Annotated in this window: 22 protein-coding genes; 6 read left to right on the top strand and 16 right to left on the bottom strand. The window is 63.0% G+C overall.

All coding sequences use genetic code 11. The features are described from left to right. Positions 1-276 precede the first annotated feature (276 nt). From FZF13_RS11685 to FZF13_RS11660, 6 genes are all read right to left on the bottom strand, one after another. On the bottom strand, positions 277-1,392 hold the full coding sequence (locus FZF13_RS11685) for a branched-chain amino acid ABC transporter substrate-binding protein (protein ID WP_024922977.1): 1,116 nt from the start codon (positions 1,390-1,392) through the stop codon (positions 277-279). A 137-nt stretch (positions 1,393-1,529) separates the two neighbouring features. Further along, positions 1,530-1,877 (bottom strand): DUF6867 family protein, encoded by a 348-nt coding sequence (locus FZF13_RS11680; RefSeq protein ID WP_024922978.1) that lies wholly within the window; start codon positions 1,875-1,877, stop codon positions 1,530-1,532. Positions 1,878-1,895: 18 nt separating this feature from the next. Further along, positions 1,896-2,624, bottom strand: a complete 729-nt coding sequence (locus FZF13_RS11675) for an ABC transporter ATP-binding protein (RefSeq protein ID WP_024922979.1) — start codon at positions 2,622-2,624, stop codon at positions 1,896-1,898. Continuing rightward, positions 2,624-4,075 carry an ATP-binding cassette domain-containing protein gene (locus FZF13_RS11670; protein WP_024922980.1) on the bottom strand — a complete coding sequence of 484 codons (1,452 nt, stop codon included), beginning with the start codon at positions 4,073-4,075 and terminating at the stop codon, positions 2,624-2,626. Before FZF13_RS11670 ends, FZF13_RS11675 begins: the two co-directional genes overlap by 1 nt. Then, positions 4,075-5,466 (bottom strand): high-affinity branched-chain amino acid ABC transporter permease LivM, encoded by a 1,392-nt coding sequence (livM, locus tag FZF13_RS11665; protein WP_024922981.1) that lies wholly within the window; start codon positions 5,464-5,466, stop codon positions 4,075-4,077. Before livM ends, FZF13_RS11670 begins: the two co-directional genes overlap by 1 nt. 4 nt (positions 5,467-5,470) lie before the next feature. Then, a complete protein-coding gene (locus tag FZF13_RS11660) occupies positions 5,471-6,373 on the bottom strand; it encodes a branched-chain amino acid ABC transporter permease (RefSeq protein WP_024922982.1) in 903 nt (300 codons plus the stop codon). A gap of 896 nt (positions 6,374-7,269) precedes the next feature. Between FZF13_RS11660 and FZF13_RS11655 the strand changes: the two genes are divergently transcribed. Next, positions 7,270-7,860: an FCD domain-containing protein gene (locus FZF13_RS11655; RefSeq protein ID WP_081766837.1), complete on the top strand. Its 591-nt coding sequence runs from the start codon at positions 7,270-7,272 to the stop codon at positions 7,858-7,860. Between the two features lie 23 nt (positions 7,861-7,883). On the opposite strand, the gene FZF13_RS11650 is transcribed toward FZF13_RS11655, so the two are convergent. Further along, positions 7,884-8,201 (bottom strand): hypothetical protein, encoded by a 318-nt coding sequence (locus FZF13_RS11650; RefSeq protein ID WP_024922984.1) that lies wholly within the window; start codon positions 8,199-8,201, stop codon positions 7,884-7,886. A gap of 208 nt (positions 8,202-8,409) precedes the next feature. Continuing rightward, positions 8,410-9,000, bottom strand: a complete 591-nt coding sequence (locus FZF13_RS11645) for a hypothetical protein (RefSeq protein WP_024922985.1) — start codon at positions 8,998-9,000, stop codon at positions 8,410-8,412. 77 nt (positions 9,001-9,077) lie between these two features. Between FZF13_RS11645 and FZF13_RS11640 the strand changes: the two genes are divergently transcribed. Together FZF13_RS11640 and FZF13_RS11635 are read left to right on the top strand one after the other, a co-directional pair. Further along, positions 9,078-9,623, top strand: a complete 546-nt coding sequence (locus tag FZF13_RS11640) for a DUF2975 domain-containing protein (protein WP_024922986.1) — start codon at positions 9,078-9,080, stop codon at positions 9,621-9,623. Then, on the top strand, positions 9,623-9,850 hold the full coding sequence (locus FZF13_RS11635) for a helix-turn-helix domain-containing protein (RefSeq protein ID WP_024922987.1): 228 nt from the start codon (positions 9,623-9,625) through the stop codon (positions 9,848-9,850). The genes FZF13_RS11640 and FZF13_RS11635 overlap by 1 nt, the downstream gene beginning before the upstream one ends. Positions 9,851-9,897: 47 nt before the next feature. Here FZF13_RS11635 and FZF13_RS11630 read toward each other — a convergent pair whose 3' ends face one another. After that, the gene (locus FZF13_RS11630) at positions 9,898-11,394 is read right to left on the bottom strand and encodes a CoA-acylating methylmalonate-semialdehyde dehydrogenase (RefSeq protein ID WP_024922988.1); all 1,497 of its coding nucleotides are present in this window, start codon (positions 11,392-11,394) and stop codon (positions 9,898-9,900) included. Positions 11,395-11,578: 184 nt separating this feature from the next. Here FZF13_RS11630 and FZF13_RS11625 point away from each other — a divergent pair, with 184 nt between their 5' ends. The 3 genes from FZF13_RS11625 (at position 11,579) to FZF13_RS11615 (ending at position 14,017) form a co-directional block, all read left to right on the top strand. After that, entirely contained in the window at positions 11,579-12,460 is an 882-nt protein-coding gene (locus FZF13_RS11625) for a LysR family transcriptional regulator (RefSeq protein WP_024922989.1), read from the top strand. Between the two features lie 524 nt (positions 12,461-12,984). Beyond that, positions 12,985-13,617 carry a hypothetical protein gene (locus FZF13_RS11620; RefSeq protein ID WP_036254053.1) on the top strand — a complete coding sequence of 211 codons (633 nt, stop codon included), beginning with the start codon at positions 12,985-12,987 and terminating at the stop codon, positions 13,615-13,617. Positions 13,618-13,624: 7 nt separating this feature from the next. Then, complete coding sequence (locus FZF13_RS11615; protein WP_024922991.1) at positions 13,625-14,017, top strand: VOC family protein; 393 nt, start codon at positions 13,625-13,627, stop codon at positions 14,015-14,017. Positions 14,018-14,058: 41 nt separating this feature from the next. Here the strand turns inward: FZF13_RS11615 and FZF13_RS11610 are convergent, their stop codons facing one another. From FZF13_RS11610 to FZF13_RS11580, 7 genes are all read right to left on the bottom strand, one after another. Then, entirely contained in the window at positions 14,059-15,312 is a 1,254-nt protein-coding gene (locus FZF13_RS11610) for a D-amino acid dehydrogenase (protein WP_024922992.1), read from the bottom strand. A gap of 22 nt (positions 15,313-15,334) precedes the next feature. Next, entirely contained in the window at positions 15,335-15,862 is a 528-nt protein-coding gene (locus FZF13_RS11605) for a GreA/GreB family elongation factor (protein ID WP_244431196.1), read from the bottom strand. A 14-nt stretch (positions 15,863-15,876) separates the two neighbouring features. After that, positions 15,877-16,293, bottom strand: coding sequence for a nucleoside diphosphate kinase regulator (rnk, locus tag FZF13_RS11600; protein ID WP_024922994.1), 417 nt, complete (start codon positions 16,291-16,293; stop codon positions 15,877-15,879). A gap of 280 nt (positions 16,294-16,573) precedes the next feature. Further along, positions 16,574-17,743 carry an alanine racemase gene (gene alr / locus FZF13_RS11595; RefSeq protein WP_024922995.1) on the bottom strand — a complete coding sequence of 390 codons (1,170 nt, stop codon included), beginning with the start codon at positions 17,741-17,743 and terminating at the stop codon, positions 16,574-16,576. 40 nt (positions 17,744-17,783) lie between these two features. Further along, on the bottom strand, positions 17,784-18,305 hold the full coding sequence (locus tag FZF13_RS11590; protein ID WP_024922996.1) for an RNA pyrophosphohydrolase: 522 nt from the start codon (positions 18,303-18,305) through the stop codon (positions 17,784-17,786). 2 nt (positions 18,306-18,307) lie between these two features. Continuing rightward, positions 18,308-19,495, bottom strand: a complete 1,188-nt coding sequence (locus tag FZF13_RS11585; RefSeq protein WP_024922997.1) for a divergent polysaccharide deacetylase family protein — start codon at positions 19,493-19,495, stop codon at positions 18,308-18,310. A 151-nt stretch (positions 19,496-19,646) separates the two neighbouring features. After that, positions 19,647-20,978, bottom strand: coding sequence for a S41 family peptidase (locus tag FZF13_RS11580; RefSeq protein WP_024922998.1), 1,332 nt, complete (start codon positions 20,976-20,978; stop codon positions 19,647-19,649).

The raw sequence follows: 20,978 nt of genomic DNA, 5'->3' as shown, positions 1-20,978 counted from the left end.
GCCAACGAGGGAAGAAAGGCGGGCGCATGATTAGCGTGAAAATGCTGCGGTGCAACCAAAATAAGCAGCCGATATCGACTGAACACGGATCAGGCAGTTGGGGTGCCGGGATTCACTAAGCCCACCGGAAATTCCGCGACGGCATGCGGCAAGGAACGGCGAAATAATCATCCGCCGGCAGCCAGCCGTCGGACGCCTTTATCGATGAACCCGAACCGGAAAAAGAAAATGCCCGGCGCATGGCGCCGGGCATCGTTGTAGCAAGTGGTCAGCTGTTTACTGCTGGAACCAGGAATACTTGCCGTCGTCCTTCTTCTTCCACTCGTACATGACGTAGCCGGGAAGCTTGGGATCGCCCTTTTCGTCATAGGAGAGCTCGCCGAGAACGGTCTTGAACGGACCCTTCTCGTGCATCGCCTTGGCGACTTCCTTGGGATCGTTCGACTTTGCGGCGGCGGCAGCCTGCGCGATCACCTGGGTGGCCGCATAGGAGTAGAGCGTATAGGCTTCCGGCTCGAAGCCCTGGGCGCGGAACTTGGCAACCAGTTCCTTGTTGCCCGGGTTGAGGCGCGGGTCCGGACCGAAGGTGTTGAGCGTGCCGGCAACCGCGTCGCCTGCGATGGCGGCGAGTTCGTCGGTGACGATGCCGTCGCCCGACATCAGCTTGGCCTTCAGGCCCTGGTCAGCCGACTGACGAATGATCAGGCCGGCTTCCGTGTGCAGGCCGCCCCAGTAGATCAGGGTCACACCGGCTTCCTTCATCTTGGCGATGAGAGCGGAGAAGTCCTTGTCGCCGACATTCACGCCTTCATACATGACATCCTTGACGCCAGCGGCATTCATGGCCTTCTTGGTTTCGTCAGCGAGGCCCTGACCATAGGGCGTCTTGTCATGGATGACGGCAACCTTGGCGTCCTTGAAGTTCTTGGCGATGTAATTGCCGGCAATGCTGCCCTGCTGGTCATCGCGGCCGCAGGTGCGGAACACGTTCCACAGACCGCGTTCGGTGAACTTCGGGTTGGTGGCCGCAGGCGTTACTTCAACGATACCGTTTTCGGCATAGACTTCGGAAGCCGGGATCGAGACGCCCGAGTTGAAGTGACCGACCACGAACTTGACGCCGTCGGCGACAAACTTGTTGGCCACGGAGATGCCCTGCTTCGGATCGGAGACGTCGTCGCCGACCGACAGCTTGATCTGTTCGCCATTGACGCCACCGGCGGCATTGATGTCGGCAACAGCCGCCTCGGCACCCTTCTGCAACTGCGCGCCAAAGGCGGCGTTGGGGCCGGTGATGGGGCCAGCGACGCCGATCAGCAAGTCAGCCCACGCGTTACCGCTGAACGCGACCAGCGCGGTCAGGGCAACGGCGGACAAAAGTGATTTTTTCATTGAAACGCTCCCATTTACCGGGTGGGCGATGATGATGTTTTCATGCGATGCCCACCCCGATCGCAGAAAACGTACTTTGCCCCTTTTTGGGGCCTTGTCACGCCGATTCTTCCCCGAAACGGCGTTAATCATGAACATCAACCTTTAGGCTTCCAACTCAACGGAGAAGCTCTTTCGTAGAGCCAGTTGTACTGTGTAACCATTTGGTTGGTGCGTGTGTATTGATAGCCGAGGAAGGCCAGAACCATCAGCACGATCGTGTCGACGATGTAATATTGCAGCGTGAACATCGTGCCCTCGAACAGCGCGTGATGGATGAAGCGCACGCCGATCCCAAGGCCCAGGATGTAGAAAAAGAGCATGAGCTTGGTGCGCCATGTCTGGGCGCAGGCCTTGCCGGTCATCCAGGCAGCCCAGCCGCCGAGGAGACAAGTGACGAAGAAGAACTGCCAGATGGAGGCTTCTTCATAAATAATACCTTGCATGATGAAGACCCCTTGAGCTCAGTGATGTCCGCCTTCGAGATAGGCGGCGCGCACTTCCGGATTGGCGAGAAGCTCCTTGCCGGTGCCGCTCATCGTGACATTGCCGTTGACCATGACGTAGCCGCGCGTGGCGAGCTTCAGCGCGCCGAAAGCGTTCTGTTCGACAAGGAACACGGTGAGACCCTGCGTGCGGTTGAGCTCGCGGATGGCGTCGAAGATCTGCTTGACGATCAGCGGCGCGAGGCCCAGCGACGGCTCGTCGAGCAGGAGCAGTTTCGGCCGCGCCATCAGCGCGCGCCCGATCGACAGCATCTGCTGTTCGCCACCGGAAAGCGTACCGCCACGCTGGCTGATGCGTTCCTTGAGCCGCGGGAACAACTGGAACACCTTCTCGACATCCTCGGCGTAGTGTTTGAGGTTGTCGAGGCCGGCGCCCATCTGCAGGTTTTCCATCACGGTCATGCGCGGGAAGATACGGCGTCCTTCCGGCGACTGCGCGATGCGAAGTCTGGCGATCTCGTGCGTCGGCATTTCAGTGATGTCGGTGCCGGCGAAAGTGATGGACCCCGTGCGCGCACGCGGCGCGCCGAAAATGGTCATCATCAGCGTCGACTTGCCGGCGCCGTTGGCGCCGATCAGCGCAACGATCTCGCCTTGGTTGACACTGACATTGACGCCGTTGAGCGCCCGAATGTTCCCATAATAAGTGTGGACGCCCTTGATATCGAGCAGCGGTGCACCAGCCATTATTTACGCCCTCCGCGCTTGCCTGCCGCGGGCTTTGCCGGCGCCGACGTGTGGCTTGTCGCAACCTTGCCAGCGTCGACGCGACGCGAGAACTCGGTTTCCTTCCCCTTTGCAAGCAGCTTGGCCTGACTGATCCACTCTTCGCGCGCAATGCGCCCGTCGAAGGCCAGATAGGCCTCGGCGGCTACGACATCCGCCTTCTTCCACGCCGCGATCTGATCGAAGTGGTAGATACCGTGATCGTTCAGCTTCTTCTCGTTGACCGAGCCGATGCCCTTGATGCGGGTGAGATTGTCCGCCTTGCCGCCACGCGGGGCGTCCAGTCGATTGGAAATGCCGGCTGTCGCTTTGGCCGCGCCGCCGGCTGTCTTGCTCGCCGCCGGCTTCGTCGAAGCCGCTTTTCGCGTGGCAGGTTTCCGCGCCGCGGCACTTGCTATCTGTGCCTCGACCAGCGCTGCCTTGGAAGCCCCCTTCGAAACGGTCACCCTCTCGCCGTCGTTGTGGTCGATCGTGTCGCTGATCGGGCCGGCGAGCATCGAGGCAGAGGTGCTGGGGCCGTGCGCAACATCCGGATGGCCATCCAGTCGCTCGAGGACGTTCTCGTCACCGACGTCGGTGAGCACTGTTTCCACTTCCTCGTCGTCGACGCCGAGATAGGCGGCGATGACCCTGGGATCGGACCGGACATGGGCCGGATCGCCATCGGAAATCTTGCGGCCGTATTCCAGGACGACGATGTGGTCGGAAATCTGCATGACCACCGACATGTCGTGCTCGATCAGCAGGATCGAGGTGCCCGTATTGTTCTTGATGTCCATCAGGAGTTCGTTGAGCGCCAGCGATTCCTTCGGATTGAGACCGGCTGCCGGCTCATCGAGACAGAGCAATTCCGGGCCCGTGCACATCGCTCGCGCGATCTCGAGCCGGCGCTGCGCGCCATAAGGAAGGTCGCCGGCCGGATCGTCGGCGCGATCCATCAGGTCGGCCTTCTCCAGCCAATGTTTGGCCAGTTCGACGGATTCAGCTGATGCCTTGCGATAACCGCCGAGCCCCACCAGGCCCATGATCGTGTAGCCGGAGGCCTTCATCAGCTTGTTGTGCTGCGCCACCAGGAGATTTTCCAGAAGCGTCATGCCCGAGAACAGGCGGATGTTCTGGAAGGTACGAGCCACCTTGGCCTTGGCGGTGATCTGGAAGTCGGGCATCCGCTCCAAGAGGAACTCCGAACCGCTCTCGCCGGTGAAGCGGATCATGCCTTCGGACGGCTTGTAGAAGCCGGTGATGCAATTGAACACCGTGGTCTTGCCGGCCCCGTTCGGGCCGATCAGCGCGGTAATCTCGCCGCGCCTGGCCTCGAAGGACAGGTCGCCGATGGCGACAAGTCCGCCGAACTTCATCGACAGGTGTTCGACTTGGAGAAGTGTCTTGTTCATGGGAGGGCTCGCGTTCATCAGCCGTGTCCTTCCTTGGTGAAGGAGCCTGAAACCGCTTTTCGTTCTCTCAGGAACGCTGTCGGTTCTCGACTGCCGACGAAGCCGCGTGGCTTCCACAACATGACGATGACCATGGCCATGCCGAACAGGAGCATACGGTAGAGCTCAGGCGTGAAGTCCGGCCCGAACAAAACCTTGAGGAAGTCCAGTTCACGCAGGATTTCGGTGCCGCCGATCATGACCGCCGCGGCGACCGCAATGCCGCTCAGCGAGCCCATGCCGCCCAGAACGACGATCGCCAGGATGATCGCCGATTCGATGAAGACGAAGGATTCCGGCGAGACGAATCCCTGGCGCGCCGCGAAGAACGCGCCGGCAAAGCCGCCGAACATGGCGCCCGTTGCAAAGGCGGTCAGCTTGGTGGTGGTGGTGTTGATGCCGAGCGAGCGGCAGGCGATCTCATCTTCGCGCAGGGCTTCCCAGGCGCGCCCCACCGGCATGCGCCTGAGCCGGATGGTGACGAAGGCGGTGAACAGCGCCAGTGCCAGGATGAGGTAGTAGAGGAAGATTTTGTAGTAGGCACCCGACTGGGCAATGCCCAGCACCTTGGAGATGTAGTTCGGGTCCGAGACGTTGAAGGTAAACAGGCCGAAGAACGACACTTTCGGAATGCCGGAAACGCCGGCGGAGCCGTTGGTGATGTCACGCCAGTTGATCAGCACCAGACGAATGATCTCACCGAAGGCAAGCGTCACGATGGCCAGATAGTCGCCGCGCAGACGCAGCACCGGGAAACCCAACAGCACACCCCAGAAGGCCGCCATGATCCCGGCTGCGGGCAGCAGGATCCAGAAAGACAGGCCGAAATGCGTGCCGAGCAGCGCGTAGGCGTAAGCGCCGACCGCGTAGAAGGCGACATAACCGAGGTCGAGCAGGCCGGCCAGGCCGACGACGATGTTCAGGCCCCAGGCCAGCATCACATAGATCAGGATCTGGATGCCGAAATTGTCCACCCATTTCAGCGATCCCTGGAAACCGACCAGCAGAACCACCACGACGGGATAGATCAGCAGAACGCCGATGCCGATGGAGTTGAAATTACGGCGAATGAAGCCCGGCTCGGCAACGGCCGCCGGCGCCTTGGCCTTTTCGGCCTTGGCGCGCTCCATGGCCGGCTGGACAAAGCCGACATAGAGGAAGCGCCCTAGTGCGGTGGCGAAGACCACGGCGGCGAGCAGCCCCCAACGCTGCAGCAGCACCAGTTCGTTGCGGATGTTCTGGTCGGTCCTCAGACCGATGAACAAAACGAACAGGCCAAACGCGACGAGGCCGGCATAGATCGCCTCGCGGAAGGCGCGAGCGAGCGGGTTCGCGACTTCGTCGCGAGTGTTGGACACGGTAACGGCCATGGACTCAGACCTTTTCGACTTCAGGCCGGCCGAGGATGCCGGAAGGCAGGAAGATCAGCACGATCGCCAGGATGGAGAAGGCGGCGACGTCCTTGTAATCGATGGAGAAATAGGCGGACCACATACTCTCGATGAAGCCGATGAGCAGGCCGCCGAGCACGGCACCGGGAAGCGAGCCGATGCCGCCGAGAACCGCAGCCGTGAAGGCTTTCACGCCCGGCACGAAGCCGTCGGAGAAGGACACGACGCCGTAATACATCAGGAACAGCGTGCCTGCGACAGCAGCCAGCGAGGCGCCCATGATGAAGGTGATCGAGATGGTGCGGTCGACGTCGACGCCGAGCAGCGCGGCCATCTTCCGATCTTGCTCGCAGGCGCGCTGAGCGCGGCCAAGTGCGGTGCGATTGACCAGATACCAGAACAGCGCCAGCAGCGCCGCGGTAACCACAACGATGATGATCTGCTTCAGCGAGATCGAGATGCCGGCAACGTTGTAGACTTCCGACACCATCGGCGGGATCGGCTTGTTGCGCGGGCCCTGGGTGACCTGCACGAAATTCGACAGGCCGATCGACATGCCGATGGCGGTGATCAGCGGAGCGAGGCGGAACGAGCCGCGCAGCGGGCGATAGGCGACCTTTTCGATCGTCCAGTTGTAGAGGCTGGTGAGCAGCATCGCCACGACCATCATCACCAGAAGGGCGATGACGACCGGCACGGAGCCGAAGGCCGCGCCCAGGATCAGAAAGACGATCAGGGCGGTGAACGCACCGACCATGAAAATGTCACCATGGGCGAAGTTGATCATGCCGATGATGCCGTAGACCATCGTGTAGCCGATCGCGATGAGCCCATAGATGGACCCGAGTGTCAGCCCGTTTACAAGCTGCTGGACGAAGTACTGCATATTACGGAGGCTCCCCTGAAACGTCGCCGGCCCGGACGCGTTTCTTCTCGTATTTCCCCTGGTCCCAAGACTTCAAACCTGGATTGCAATGGCGAATTATTCATCGCCCGGCGCGTGTTTTCAACGTGCCTTGCGATTGCCATTTTATCGTTGCCCGGTTCGTGGACTACTGCGGACCGTATCATTGGCACAAAGCAATGTCTTTGACGATTCCGAATTATTTTGCACCCCTTTTCGAAACTTTCGTCTTCAAAATCGGTTGATTAGACAGATTGTTGCACATTGGCGCCTAATCGTTTTTCCTCCTTCTTCACCGGCGAAACTGTTCCGGCCCCATACTTAACGATCAAACCGTTGCACGCGGTCTGTATATCGGCCCGGCGCGGATTCGCCGGCATGCGACACGTCCCTTGCCGCAACGCCGACCAGCCACGACTGGACGCGCCCGGTGCCATTGAACCGGCTTGCCTGTAGAAATTTAGAAGAAAAGACGGAGCTCTACCGGAGCTGCGCTTGCACAGCGTGGCATCGCCGATCGGACGCCCGGACATGACGCCCGTCGTCCTCAACATGCGCCCGCCGTCGCAAGAGGAGCGTTGTGCGGCCCCAGGCACATCGACCCGCCAGCGATACCGCATCGCCCAGCCGTCACCGCACAAACCAGTCGCGACGATCCTGCCCCAAGCACTGGCGATAACCCCTCCCACAAGGTTTTCCCCATCTGATATATCACTGATATATCTTGACGAAATTCCTTCTGTCAATTGGTTTGTCGGCTTGATATATCAAAAATATATCAATCGGATGATGCAGCCTTGAACACCGTCGAGCTTGAAACCGAGCGCGCTGAAACCGCTGAATCGGTCAGCGCGAAAGCCTATCACGCGCTCGAAAAAATGATCGTCACGCTCGAATTGGCACCCAGCAGTCTCACCACCGAACGGGCGCTCATCGAAAAATTGTCGCTCGGTCGCACCCCTGTCCGAGAGGCGATCCAGCGCCTTGCCTGGGAGGGGCTCATTTCTGTTCGCCCCCGCGCTGGTCTCGAAATCGCCCCCCTCCATGCGGGCGACTGGCTGAAAGTACTCGACGCGCGACGTGGCATCGAAATCATCCTCGCGCGCTCGGTCGCGCGTTTCGCCACGCCGGACATCGCCGCCCGTCTGCAAGCGACGGCGTTGGCCATGCATGACGCGGTCGTCACCAACGACGTCATCGGCTACCTCGAAGCAGACAAATCGCTCGATGAGGTGATGGCGGCGGCTACCGACAATCAATATGCTGCCAGGCTCGTCGCCCCCCTGCAGACGCACAGCCGTCGCTTCTGGTTCCGCTTCCAGAGCGGCACCGGCCTTGCCGAAGCCGCCGGCAATCATGTCACCTTGATCCGCGCCATCCTGGAACGAGACGAAGACGCCGCCGCCGCCGAAGCGGACCGGCTCATGGCGCTGCTTCGCCTGCACGCTCAGGCCGCCGCGATGCGGTGAATTCGTTCCGCCGCAGTGGCGGATCAGGCAGCGCGCCCTTTGCTGGCGACCGGAACCGTATTCTCCCAGCCATCGCCAGCCGCCACGATGCAGCTTCGGCCAGCAACATCGGTCACCAGCATCGTCCAGGTGCCGCTCGTCGACACATAGATCTCGACAATGACCGCTTGTCCGGCAAGACCATAGCCAGTCTGCCGCTCCTGGAAGAGCTGGCCAAGCCGGGTCACGACAAGATCGTGCGGTCCGCAGGCAACCTGAGCCTGCGCCGGAGCACTCGGCAGCGCCAGCAAGACGCCAACCAAGCCCATTCTGATCCATCGAAACGTGAAATAGCGTGCCATAAGGCACCTCCTTTGCCTGCGCATGCCGGCAAGGAGAGGCATATGGGCCGCCTCAGTGTGCCGGTACGCTCCAGGCCTGGTTCGACGACTTCATCGCGTCGCTCCTTCTGGTTTCCGGTTCATGCCCCGAGCTATCGCTGGGGCTCTATGAATCGATATGGGTAGGCGCCGTTGCGGAAACAAGCATCGGCCTAAGAAAGCGCCGAGATCATCCGCCCCGACACGCCGGCAACATTGCAATGGCCGCATCGCCCAGCAGTTTGCGCAGATCGATCGACGTCGTCAGGGGAAAGAACTTTTCGCCGGGCTTGCTGCGCATGTGAATGGCGGCAATCAGCGGCCCGTTGCCGACGGCACCGGCCCGGCAGCCGCCCTTGATTGTCACTGTAATGCTACCTTTGCCGTCACTGCGCCCGGTCGCGCGGAAGGCGCGCGCCTTTGCCAGGCCCGCCGAAAGCCTCTCGACATCGGCCCTGGCGATACGTGCCTGCTGGATATGTTCGAAGGTTGGGCTGGCGACGACACCTGGCGTTGCGTCGCCATCGACGATCTCAAGCGGCACCACCTCGTGCACCGGTCCATAAGGCGCCGGCGCTTCCAGCGAAAAGTCCAGCACGACATCGGCGTTGCGCAGTTTCAGGGCGGCCGGCATCACCGCGGCAACGCTGAGCACCGCGGGATCGGCCGCAAGTGGGTCCATGGTAGCCAGTCTGACCAGTGCCGATGGCGTGATGGATGCGCAGCCGGCCGCCAAAAGCGCGGCAACCAATGCGCTGACACGAAATACATGTTTGATCATGAGGGGAATCCATATTTGACAGCCAATAATTATTGTTTTACGATAATAAATGCAACCGATAAAAGAAGGACCATGAAATGGCGGAACGAGAACGGGCCCGCCGGCTGAGCCGGCAGCTGGAATATCTGGTCGCGGCGATCGTCGTGATCGTCCTCGGCGTCGTGGCCGTTGGGCTGGGATGGGCGCTTATGGAACCGGAACGGATTGGCCCGTTCGCCGCGCAGCAATACGGCTTTGCCACTCCTGCCCACAGCTCCGACATCTCGACATGGCTGCTGGTGGCGATCTTCCTGGTTCAGACCGTTCCGATGGTCGCGGGCCTGCTGGGACTATGGGCAGCCCTCCGCGATATCGGCCGCCGCGAGACGATTGGCATTGAAGCCGCGCGCTGGCTACGGCGGGCCGGCATCGCCTTTTTCATCAATGCACTCGTCATGCTGGTCTCGCGTCCGGTCGTCTCGCTCGTTTTGTCGATCGACATGCCGCCCGGCCAGCGCTTCCTCTCCATCGGCTTCGGGACGCCCGAATTGTTCACCTTGCTGGTATCCGGCGTGCTGGTGATGTGCGGGCATCTGATGACGGTCGCCGCCGAAATCGAAGACGAGAACAGGCGGTTCGTCTGATGCCGATCATCGTCAATCTCGACGTCATGCTGGCGCGCCGCAAGGTGCGCTCCAAGGAACTCGCCGCCAAGATCGGCATCACCGAGCAGAACCTGTCGCTGCTGAAATCCGGCAAGGTGAAGGGCGTGCGCTTCCCGACACTGGCGCGCATCTGCGCCGAACTCGACTGCCAGCCGGGGGATTTGCTCGAATATCGGCCAGGGGCCGAGGAAGAGGATGATGCATAAAAAACGGGCGCCGATGGCGCCCGTTTCATTTTCGAGATTGGCTGTCGTCAATTCATCGTGGGAATGACGAACTCGGCACCATCCTTGACGCCCGACGGCCAGCGCGAGGTGACCGTCTTGGTCTTGGTGTAGAAGCGGAACGCGTCCGGGCCGTGCTGGTTGAGATCGCCGAAGGACGACGCCTTCCAACCACCGAAGGTGTAATAGGCGATCGGCACCGGGATCGGCACGTTGATGCCGATCATGCCGACCTGCACGCGGCTGGCGAAATCGCGCGCCGCATCGCCGTCGCGGGTGAAGATGGCGACGCCATTGCCCATCTCATGGTCGTTGGCGAGCTTGATCGCGTCCTCGTAGCGCGGGGCGCGCACCACCGAAAGCACCGGCCCGAAGATCTCTTCCTGATAGATGCGCATGTCCGGCGTCACATTGTCGAACAGGCAGCCACCCATATAGTAGCCGTTCTCGTAGCCCTGCATCTTGAAGCCGCGACCGTCGACGACGAGCTTGGCGCCTTCCTTGACGCCGATGTCGACGTAACCCTTGATGCGCTCCAGCGCCTGCGCGGTCACCACCGGGCCGAAATCGGCCGACGAATCGGTCGACGGACCGACCTTGAGGCTCTCGACGCGCGGGATCAGCTTTTCCATCAGCCGGTTCGCGGTATCGTTGCCGACCGGAACCGCAACCGAGATCGCCATGCAGCGCTCGCCAGCCGAACCGTAGCCGGCGCCGATCAGCGCATCGACCGTCTGGTCCATGTCGGCATCGGGCATGATGATCATGTGGTTCTTGGCGCCGCCGAAGCACTGCACGCGCTTTCCGGCCGCGCAGCCGCGCGAGTAGATGTATTGCGCGATCGGCGTCGAGCCGACGAAGCCGATGGCCTTGATGTCCGGATCGTCGAGGATGGCGTCGACCACTTCCTTATCGCCGTTGACGACGTTGAGAACGCCCTCCGGCAGGCCGGCCTCGATGAACAGCTCGGCGATGCGCAGCGGCACGCCCGGATCGCGCTCGGAAGGCTTCAGGATGAAAGCGTTGCCGCAGGCGATCGCGGGGGCGATCTTCCAGAGCGGGATCATCGCCGGGAAATTGAACGGGGTGATGCCGGCGACGACACCGAGCGGCTGCCGCATCGAATAGACGTCGATGCCGGGGCCGGCGCCGTCGGTGAACTCGCCCTTCATCATATGCGGCGCGCCGATGCAGACCTCGACCACTTCGAGGCCGCGCTGGATGTCGCCCTTGGCGTCGGCGATGGTCTTGCCGTGCTCACGCGCCAGGATTTCGGCCAGCGAGTCATATTCGCGGTTGGCGAGTTCCAGGAACTTCATCAGCACGCGCACGCGGCGCTGCGGATTGACCGCCGCCCACTTTATCTGTGCCGCCTTGGCGTTTTCGACAGCGGCGCGCAGCTCCGACTTGGAGGCCAGCGCGACCGTGCCGCGCACCGAGCCGTCCATCGGCTGCATCACGTCCTGCTTGCGTCCGCTCGTACCGGCGACGCGCTTGCCACCGACGAAATGACCGTATTCGATCATGGTTCTCTCCCTGGATTTTGATGAGGCCATTGTCTGCCTTTGAGGATCGGAACGCAACGCGAGGGAAATCGCAGCCGTTGTGCAAGGATTAAATACCGAACTGGACAGAAGCATCAAACAGCGCAAAGATGCCGATGGTTCGTTTCGTCCGGAATACAGGCAAGCCCACCCGCCCGGAGGCATCATGAATTGGGATGACGTGCGTATCTTCCTGGCCGTGGCCCGCTCGGGCCAGATCCTGGGCGCCGCAAAACGCCTCGAGTTGAACCATGCCACGGTCTCGCGGCGCATCGCCGCGCTCGAAGAGGCCTTGCGGACCAAACTGTTTCGCCGGCTTACCACCGGTTCCGAGCTGACGCCGGCCGGAGAACGCTTCCTCGACATTGCCGAGCGCATGGAAGCGGAGATGATCGCCGCGCGCTCGACGGTGGCCGGCGAAGGCGACGACATTTCCGGCACCGTGCGCATCGGCGCGCCCGACGGCTTCGGCGTCGCCTATCTCGCGCCGCGGCTTGGCGCGCTGACCGCACTGCATCGCGAACTCACGATCCAACTCGTGCCGGTGCCGCGCTCCTTCTCGCTGTCGCGCCGAGAGGCCGACATCGCGATCACCGTCGAACGGCCGACCGAGGGGCGACTGGTTGCCGGCAAGCTGGTCGATTACACGCTCGGCCTCTATGCCTCGCGCGCCTATGCCGAAAAGCACGGCCTGCCGGCGAGCAAGGCCGAACTGCAGCAACATCCGTTGATCGGCTATGTGCCTGACCTCATCGTCAGCCAGTCGCTCGACTACGCGGCCGAGTTCAGTCCGGACTGGCATTCCACTTTCGCCATCTCCTCGGCGCTCGGCCAGGCGGAGGCGGTACGGTCCGGTGCTGGCGTCGGCATCCTGCATACTTTCGTCGCCCGCTCAATGCCGGAACTGGTCCCCGTGGAAGCAGCCACCCCGATCCGCCGCGCCTACTGGCTGGTCTATCATGAAAGTGTCCGCCAGCTGCGGCGCATTCAGGTCGTCGCCGCCTTCATTGCCGGGCTCGTTGAAAAGGACCGCGCCCTGTTTTTGTAAGCCACACTTCTTCATCGCCACGCTGCGGAAAATCCGCCCTGGCCATTGTCAAAGAACACTCCCGTTGCGGGAGAAGTCGGGAAGCGGGGCGCCGGGTCGGTGCCTCACACTATTCTAATGCTGGCGCCTTCCGGGCGCCCCGCCGGTGTTCTTGCCCCGGACCGACCTCGCACGTCATTCGCGACGGCAGACTTCGGGCCTCAAAGCCGCCATTCGCGGCGGCCGGGTTTTTCCAGGGCCCGGACTTAGGGCTCGTCACCAGACAACGCCACCGTTAGCGCTGCCAGTCCGGCACCGACGTCCTCCCTGATACCCGGTGCGCACCAGGTTCCCGTTGAGGACGGCTTTCAGGCGCAAGGATGCCGCAGGCCAGGAAGGGTGTGGAAAGAATTGCCGGGAAATTTAATGCGCGATCGGATAGTCAATTGAAATAAAAGGATGATTTCTTTCCTCAAGGGCTTGTCGAAGAAGACCGCCCCCTGTTTCTTTAGCTTGGCCGCACATTTCGTGCTTGGGGAAACAAAGTGTTGTCACGACCCTATGTCGAATTGCTGCGCCAGGCCCGCCGCGCTGCGCGACGGCCTGACGAGGCGGAGGATCTCCTGCAGACGGTGCTGCTTTCGGCGATCGAAGCCGGTCGTGCCGATCTTTCCTGCCCCGACAACCGCAAATGGCTGCAAGGCGCGCTGCGCAAGCGCGCGGCATTCGATGCCCGCGCCGCCGTCCGCCGGCGCCATCGCGAAACCCGCTGGCAGGCCGAGCCCATGGCATCGGTCGCGCGCGAGGACATGCCGAGGGCTTTCGTCGTCGCACTGCCCTCGGCGCTCAAAACCACCGCGCTCCTGGCGCTCACCGGCCATACACGGCAGGAAATCGCCTGGCTGCTGCGCCTGTCGGACCCTGCCTTGCGGCAGCGCATCGCCGAGATCAGGCGGCGCTGGCGCGACGCCGGTGGAAATCAGCTCGAAGAATTATCCGGTCTCGACGGCACGCTTCATTTCGGCCGCATCCGCCGCGCGCTGCTCGGGCCGGCGCGCCGCGATGGCGTGCTGCTCGCCAGCCACGATCCCGACGGTCATCTTTTTTTGGTGAGCCTTCCCTCACAAATCGGGATGGCGCGGCAACAGTGCGAACGCAAACCCTCAAACCAGGAGTAGACATCCCGTGTTTCGCAACAGAAAACTTGGCACCATCTGCTATTTCGTTTCCGACATCGGCCGCACCGAAGCGTTCTATCGCGACGTTCTCGGCCTCGAAGTCCAGAACATGGGCGACGACGGCGACGGCCACGATTGGCTGACGGCGCAGACCGCCAACGGCATCGAGCTGATCTTCTTCCAGAAGGAATCGCGACCCGGCAATTCGCCGATCATCGTCTTCGAAATCGCCGAAGGCGGCATCGACGACGTCGTCGCCGGACTGGCAGCCAAAGGCGCCACCATCGTCACGCCAGTGAGCCACGCCCCCGGGGGATGGTCGGCCGAAATCGCCGACCCGGACGGCCACCAGATCTCGATGTATCAGTCGGAAGAGCAGCCGCGTTCGCTGAAGAAATAGCGACGGAGGGGCGGTGCGCCGAAACTGCTTCGGCGCACGCCTCAGGCGTAGCGCGACATATTGAGTTCGCTGACGTCGATGTCAGGCTTCTTGCCTGAAATGACGTCGGCGAGCACCCGTCCCGAGCCGCAGGCCATGGTCCAGCCCAGCGTGCCGTGGCCGGTGGACAGGAAGAGATTGTCGAAACGGGTCTTGCCGATGATCGGCGGACCGTCCGGCGTCATTGGCCTGAGCCCGCACCAGAAGCTCGCCTTCGAGACATCGCCGCCGCGCGGGAACAGATCGGTGACGGAATGTTCCAGCGTTGCCCGCCGGGCGGGCCGCAGCGCCAGATCGTAGCCGGAAATCTCGGCGGTGCCGCCGACGCGGATACGGTCGCCGAGGCGGGTGATCGCCACCTTGTAGGTCTCGTCCATGACGGTCGATTCCGGTGCGCCGGCAGCGTCGCTGATCGGCACGGTGATCGAATAGCCCTTGATCGGAAAGACGGGAATCGAAAGGCCAAGCGGCTTCAGCATGATCGGCGAATAGCTGCCCAGCGCGCAGACATAGGCGTCCGCCGTCAAAAGCCCCTCGCTGGTATCGACGCCGGCGATTCGGCCGCCCTCGGTGGCGATGCCCTTGATCGTGGTGTTGAAGCGGAAGCGCACACCGCGCTTGGCGGCATGTTCGGCCAGCCGTTCGGTGAACATCTTGCAGTCGCCTGTTTCGTCACCGGGCAGGCGCAGACCGCCGACGAACTTGCCCTTGACGTTGCCCAATGCCGGCTCGGCGCCGATGCAGCCGGCCGGATCGAGCACTTCATAAGGCACGCCGAACTGCTTCAGCACCTCGATGTCGCCGGCGGTGCCGTCGAGCTGCTTCTGGGTGCGGAACAATTGCAAGGTGCCCTGGGCGCGGTCGTCATACTGGATGCCGATTTCGGCGCGCAGGGCCTTGAGACAATCGCGGCTGTATTCGGCGATCGGCACCATGCGCGCCTTGTTCACGGCGTAGCGCGCCTCGGTGCAGTTGCGCAGCATCTTGAGCACCCAGGAAATCATCGCCGGATCGACCTTCGGCCGGATCACCAGCGGCCCGAAATGCATCAGCAGCCACTTGATCGCCTTGATCGGTACGCCGGGACCGGCCCAGGGCGACGAATAACCCGGCGACACTTCGCCCGCATTGCCGAAGCTGGTTTCCAGCGCCGGCCCGCTTTGGCGGTCCACCACCGTCACCTCATGGCCGGCTTCCGCCAGATAATGGGCGGCCGTCACACCGATGACGCCGCTGCCAAGCACCAGAATTCTCATAGTCCCGCTCCTAGTCGCCCTGTCACGCCGCCGTTGGGCCATCCGGGTCGTCCTTGCCCTCTGTCTGCCGCATTTCCGCAACCGCGCCAAGAGGTGGCACAACGCTATTGGCACTGTAGACCAGCCGCAGTCGCGGTCGGCTGGGCCGGGCAACACTCGCACGAAGCGCCGCTTCCGGCTGGAACAGCACCTTCACCACCCGGATCTGCTCGGTTTCGCCTTCCGCCCGCTCGACCAGGGTAGTTTCGCCTTCCGTCATGCCAAGCAGCGACAGGCCCCATGGCGTCGTCATCGACAGGCTGCCGCCGACAACGCCGCGCGCCTCGTTCTGGATCACCGTGCGCGTCTCGGCCGCCTTGCCGTCGACGCGGAAAGTGACGCGGCTGTTGATCGTCACCACATCCGGATCGACGGAACCGATGAGCACCACGCTGGCGTTGGCGAGCTTCTTTTCCAGCACGGCGGCCAGCGGATCGCCCAGCGCGCGTTTCCGCTCCAGCAGCGTTTCCAGTATGGCGAAATCCTTGGTGGTCAGGCGGCAAGTTGTCATGGCCATCTCCCGCATCACAACCGCTCCGCCGGCGGCGGCTCGACGGCGACGATGTCGAGCGCCATTTCGCGGCCATCGCGGGTCGCCCAGTGCACGCGGTGGCCAACCTGCGCGCCGATCAGCGCCGTACCGAGCGGGGTGAGTATCGAGATGCGTTGCGCGGCGATGTCGGCTTCGGCGGGATAGACCAGTGTCATGTGTTGCTCGGCGCCGTCGCCGTTCCGCGCTCTGACGGTGGAGCCCATACGCACCACATTGTCGGGCATCGCGCCGGCGGCGGCCACCGTTGCGCGATCCATTTCGGAAAGCAGTTCTTCCGCGGTGTCGGGCAAACGGTCGAGCGATGCCCGCGCCAGTCCGGTCAGGCGACCGTGGTCGGTCGCGGTCACCAGGATGGTGTCAGGTGGACGAACCTTGATTGATCTTTGCATGGTAAACCTCTCATGTTGGATGGGCGCATCGAGGCGATGCGCGGCTGACCGCACGCATGGCGGCCTCAAATCGAACCGACGCGCACTTTCACGCCTTCGGCTCGAAACTCAGATGTCGTGTTGAAATGCGCCCCGGTACGGACGGACGCGCAAAGGCGTCCGCGCCGGGGCTACGCTCCCGCGATGGGGCAGATCCTGAAACAGGTCCGGTTATGGGCAACGGTGCTCATGCGGCGAGCCTTGCCGACACAGGCTGGCTTGTCAAGCATGGCAAAGCCGCTCAGCCGCCGATGTAGCGCCGGTGGAAGCGATGGCCGAGGCTGGTCAGCACCTCGTAGCCGATCGTACCGGCGACATCGGCCACCGTGTCGAGCGGATGCGACGGACCGATCAGCTCGACCAGATCGCCCTCCTTCAGGCGTCCGTCCGGCAGCGCCGAAATATCGAGGATGATCGAATCCATCGAGACCCGGCCGATGAAGGGCAGTTCGACACCGTCGAAGAAGGCGGCGGCAGACGTGCGGCGATGCCAGCCATCGGCATAGCCGAGCGCGATCGTCGCCATCGCGAGCGGGCCGGTTGCGTGAAAAGTGTGGCCATAACCGACGCCGGTTCCTGCATCGATTTGCCGGGTCTGGATCACCTTGGCTTCCAGTGTCACCACCGGCAGCATCGGGTTCTTGTGCCCCGGCGTCGGATTGATGCCGTAGAGCGCGGCGCCCGGCCTGGCCAGATCGTGATGATAGGGCTTGCCGAGGAAAATGCCGGAAGAGTTGGCGAAGGAGACCGGGGCCGGCGGCAGCATCTTGCGCAGCCGCTCGAACTCCAGCCGCTCGGCTTCGTTGGCGTCGCGTTCCGGCTCGTCGGCACAGGCGAGATGGCTCATCACCAGCCTGACATCGATGCCGTCGAAACGCGATGGGTCGGCCGCAAGCGCCTCCACCTCGACCGGCGCCATGCCGAGCCGCGACATGCCGCTATCCACCTGGACGGCAGCGAGCAATGTCAGGCCTTTTCGCTGCGCCAGCTTCCGCCACGCGGCAAGCTGCCCGCTGCTGTTGATGACGGGGATCAGCGCCGCATCGAGCGCCTCTTCCTCCGATCCGGGCAGCAGGCCGTGCAGCACGAAGATCGTCGGCTCGGACCCGAGGCCGGCGCGCAGCACGATGCCTTCCCAAAGATGCGCGACGAAGAAGGTGTCGCAGTCTTCCTTGCGAAGGGCTTTCGCCACCTCCACCGCGCCCAGGCCATAGCCGTCGGCCTTGACGACGCCGGCACAGGCGACGCCGTCGAGCCGCGCCTTGAGGCGCCGGTAGTTTTCGCGAATGGCGGAAAGATCGATGGTGAGGATAGCGCCGGCCGCCGCTTCATCGGGCTGGGCGGGCGCATGGATTGTCGATTTGGTCAATTCGGGTGGTCTGGCTCCGGCAATGCTGGCGGCATCGATCATCTTCGACCCCGTGCGGCAATACGATTGGCTTCCTGAACGCTTATGCCACCAGATGCCGGAAGGCCGCAACGACCTCTTCATAGACCTTGCGCTTGAACGGCACGATCAGGCCAGGCAGGTCCTGCATCGGGCGCCAGCCCCATTCGTCGAACTCGGCCTCATGCCCGCCGGGCGGCGGATTGATCTTGATCTCGCTTTCCTCGCCACGGAAGCGAAATGCGAACCATCTCTGCGTCTGGCCGCGATAGCGCCCTTTGAAGGCGATGCCGACCAGGTCGCGCGGCAGATCGTAATTGATCCAGTCTGGCGCTTCGGCGAGGAGATCGAGGTTTTTCATGCCCGTCTCCTCATAGATCTCGCGTTTCGCGGCCGCGAGCGGCTCCTCGCCCTTGTCGATACCGCCTTGCGGCATCTGCCAGAGCTGCGTGGTACCCGCGAATTCGCTGTCCGGCTCGGCGATACGATGGCCGACCCAGACCAGGCCCTGCGCGTTCAGCACCATCACGCCGACGCAGGGGCGATAGGGCAGCGTTTCGGGATCGACCGGTTTCTTGTTTGCCATGCTCATTTCCGCTCGGGATCGTTCGCCACGGCCGAGATCGGTACGATCTCGATGCCACGTTTCTTGGCCTCGTTGACCCAGGACGCGACCGCGTCGATCGTCACATTGAAGGCGGACCCGGTGCCGATGGCGTAACCCTTCGAGCGTGCCGTCGCTTCAAGCTGGTCGAGTTTTTTCAGGATCGCGCCACGGTCCTGTATCGCATCGATGGCGGTATCGGCGACCGCGAGCGGCACCCCGTCCTTCAGCGCCAGATCGGGCGCGACGCTGCGCGCCGACGAGCCGTCGTCGAGATAGCCGATGCCGCGTTTGCCCAGTTCCGCCATGATCGGGCCGAAGGCCTCGGTGTCGGTGGCGAAACGCGCGCCCATATAGTTCATGACCGCCGTGTAGTTCGTGGTTCGCGACAGAACCCAGCGCAGGTTTTTGAGGTTCTCGTCCGGCGTGGCGTCGACGGTCAGCGTGTTGCGACCGGGGTTCACATTCGGATAGTCGAACGGCTCCAACGGCACCTGCATGACGACTTCATGTCCGCGCCGGCGCGCCTCCTGCATCCAGCGACCGATACTGTTGCCCTGCGAGGCGAAGGCCAGGGTCACTTCTCCAGGCAATTTGGCGATCGCCGACTGCGTGCCGGTCTGCGACACGGCAAGCCCGCCGATGACGATGGCGACACGGGCGCCGCGAGCCCCGGACCATGGCCGCGCGTAGACGTCGAACGGGCGCCGGCCATCGGCCGAGCGGATCGGCAGCGGCCCGGTCTCGCTGTCTTCGATCAATGCCTTGTCCGGCAGATGTGCGACCGAAAGGTTCTGGCCGACGGCGGAGGCATCCTGAATGACGATGCCGGCCTGGCCGCCGGATTCGACCGGCTGCACGCGAATGATCTTGGGGCCTTCGGCGGAAGTGGCCGGACGGGACGAGGCAGGCTTGGCCGGATTGGCGGGCGTTGCCTGCGCTACTTTCCCGGTCTCGGCCGGCGCGTCCGGTTTCGGCGCGGGCGTGGCGACAACCTCCGGCTTGCGGAACGGCTTCTCGCCAAAAGCAATCATCGCCGAAGCCCCGAGCACCGCCAGGACAGCCAGGGCAGCGGCGATCTGGCCGCCACTGAACCGGCTTGCCGCACGCGGCGCGCGCGGCCCGGCCGATTGGCCAAGCGGTCGTTCGATCTCCTTGGTGAATTCAGCCAAGCCGCCAACCCCTGCGCGCCTGCACAGGCCCCCGAATCAAACTGCCGGAACCTTGCGGTTCCGGCAGCATCGCATTGCTTCAATCGGTCGACCAGCGCTGTGTTGCGCCAGCCGGACGGTGACAGCCCGAGCCTTCGCTCCGGGCCGGTCCTTACTGGTTCATCACCGCCTTGTCCGGGTTCGGCGGGAAGGACGGATCGGTCTTCTCGCCACGCAGCAGCTGCTCGGCGAAGATGAGCTGCAGATCGTTCTTCGGATCCGGCGGCACATAGGCTGCCGAGCCCGAGCCCTGCGAGCTTTCCTCGGCGCCCTTGATGTGGCCCTTCAGGTCCGATTCGCCACGGGTCAGGTCGCGGCCCTGCAATTCCGCCGGCACCGGCTGATCGACCTTGACATCGGGCGTGATGCCCTTGCCCTGGATCGACTTGCCCGACGGCGTGTAATAGAGCGCCGTCGTCAAGCGCAGCGCGCCATTTTCGCCAAGCGGAATGATGGTCTGCACCGAGCCCTTGCCGAAGGACTGCGTGCCCACCACCGTGGCGCGCTTCAGATCCTGCAAGGCACCGGCGACGATCTCCGAGGCGCTCGCCGAACCGCCATTGACGAGGACCACCAGCGGCTTGCCGTCGATCTCGTCGTTCGACTTGGTCTTGGCGTCGAAGCGGGTCACGTCCTTCGGATCGCGGCCGCGCGTCGAGACGATTTCGCCACGCTTCAGGAAGGCGTCGGAAACCGAAACCGCCTGATCGAGCAGACCGCCCGGATTGAGCCGCAGGTCGAGCACATAGCCTTTCAGCTTGTCCTTCGGAATCTGCTTCTTGATCTCGGCGATGGCGTTCTCGAGATCGTCATAGGTCTTCTCGGTGAACGAGGTGATCTTCATGTAGCCGACATCGTTCTCGACCCGGAACTTCACCGCCTTGACCTTGATGATGTCGCGCACCACCGTGATGTCGAGCGGCTTGTCGGCGCCCTGGCGCAGGATCGTCAGCTTGATCGGCGTGTTGACCGCGCCGCGCATCTTCTCGACCGCGTCGTTCAGCGTCAGGCCGCGCACCTCTTGGCCGTCGATCTTAGCGATATAGTCGCCGGCAAGCACGCCGGCCTTGGCGGCCGGTGTGTCGTCGATCGGAGTGATCACCTTGACGAGATCGTTCTCCATCGTCACTTCGATGCCGAGACCGCCGAACTCGCCCTTGGTCTGCACGCGCATGTCCTGCGCCTGATCGGCGTTCATGTAGGACGAGTGCGGATCGAGCGACGACAGCATGCCGTTGATGGCGTTCTCCACCAGCGACTTGTCATCCGGAGGCGTCACATACTGGGCGCGCACACGCTCGAAGATATCGCCGAAGATGGCGAGCTGCTTGTAGGTCTCCGAGCCCGCCGCGTTCGCCGCTGTGCTGGGTACGCCATAAACCAGGCTCATGGCTGACGCGCCCATCAGCGCGCCGGCGAACAAGAGCGACACTTTCCGCATCAT

It is taken from the genome of Mesorhizobium terrae (assembly GCF_008727715.1).
GTDB classification, from domain to species: domain Bacteria; phylum Pseudomonadota; class Alphaproteobacteria; order Rhizobiales; family Rhizobiaceae; genus Mesorhizobium; species Mesorhizobium terrae.
Note: the sequence above shows the minus strand (reverse complement) of the source record. Positions and strands in the feature narration are given on the sequence as shown.

Excerpts from the sequence above, each read along its gene's own strand:
- FZF13_RS11645 (WP_024922985.1), bottom strand. The coding sequence starts at position 9,000 with ATGATCAAACATGTATTTCGTGTCAGCGCATTGGTTGCCGCGCTTTTG.
- FZF13_RS11640 (WP_024922986.1), top strand. The coding sequence starts at position 9,078 with ATGGCGGAACGAGAACGGGCCCGCCGGCTGAGCCGGCAGCTGGAATAT.
- FZF13_RS11580 (WP_024922998.1), bottom strand. The coding sequence starts at position 20,978 with ATGATGCGGAAAGTGTCGCTCTTGTTCGCCGGCGCGCTGATGGGCGCG.
- FZF13_RS11610 (WP_024922992.1), bottom strand. The coding sequence starts at position 15,312 with ATGAGAATTCTGGTGCTTGGCAGCGGCGTCATCGGTGTGACGGCCGCC.
- FZF13_RS11680 (WP_024922978.1), bottom strand. The coding sequence starts at position 1,877 with ATGCAAGGTATTATTTATGAAGAAGCCTCCATCTGGCAGTTCTTCTTC.
- FZF13_RS11675 (WP_024922979.1), bottom strand. The coding sequence starts at position 2,624 with ATGGCTGGTGCACCGCTGCTCGATATCAAGGGCGTCCACACTTATTAT.
- FZF13_RS11625 (WP_024922989.1), top strand. The coding sequence starts at position 11,579 with ATGAATTGGGATGACGTGCGTATCTTCCTGGCCGTGGCCCGCTCGGGC.
- FZF13_RS11655 (WP_081766837.1), top strand. The coding sequence starts at position 7,270 with ATGATCGTCACGCTCGAATTGGCACCCAGCAGTCTCACCACCGAACGG.
- FZF13_RS11670 (WP_024922980.1), bottom strand. The coding sequence starts at position 4,075 with ATGAACGCGAGCCCTCCCATGAACAAGACACTTCTCCAAGTCGAACAC.
- FZF13_RS11630 (WP_024922988.1), bottom strand. The coding sequence starts at position 11,394 with ATGATCGAATACGGTCATTTCGTCGGTGGCAAGCGCGTCGCCGGTACG.
- alr (WP_024922995.1), bottom strand. The coding sequence starts at position 17,743 with ATGATCGATGCCGCCAGCATTGCCGGAGCCAGACCACCCGAATTGACC.
- FZF13_RS11650 (WP_024922984.1), bottom strand. The coding sequence starts at position 8,201 with ATGGCACGCTATTTCACGTTTCGATGGATCAGAATGGGCTTGGTTGGC.
- FZF13_RS11605 (WP_244431196.1), bottom strand. The coding sequence starts at position 15,862 with ATGACAACTTGCCGCCTGACCACCAAGGATTTCGCCATACTGGAAACG.
- FZF13_RS11685 (WP_024922977.1), bottom strand. The coding sequence starts at position 1,392 with ATGAAAAAATCACTTTTGTCCGCCGTTGCCCTGACCGCGCTGGTCGCG.
- FZF13_RS11635 (WP_024922987.1), top strand. The coding sequence starts at position 9,623 with ATGCCGATCATCGTCAATCTCGACGTCATGCTGGCGCGCCGCAAGGTG.
- rnk (WP_024922994.1), bottom strand. The coding sequence starts at position 16,293 with ATGCAAAGATCAATCAAGGTTCGTCCACCTGACACCATCCTGGTGACC.
- FZF13_RS11660 (WP_024922982.1), bottom strand. The coding sequence starts at position 6,373 with ATGCAGTACTTCGTCCAGCAGCTTGTAAACGGGCTGACACTCGGGTCC.
- FZF13_RS11590 (WP_024922996.1), bottom strand. The coding sequence starts at position 18,305 with ATGGCAAACAAGAAACCGGTCGATCCCGAAACGCTGCCCTATCGCCCC.
- livM (WP_024922981.1), bottom strand. The coding sequence starts at position 5,466 with ATGGCCGTTACCGTGTCCAACACTCGCGACGAAGTCGCGAACCCGCTC.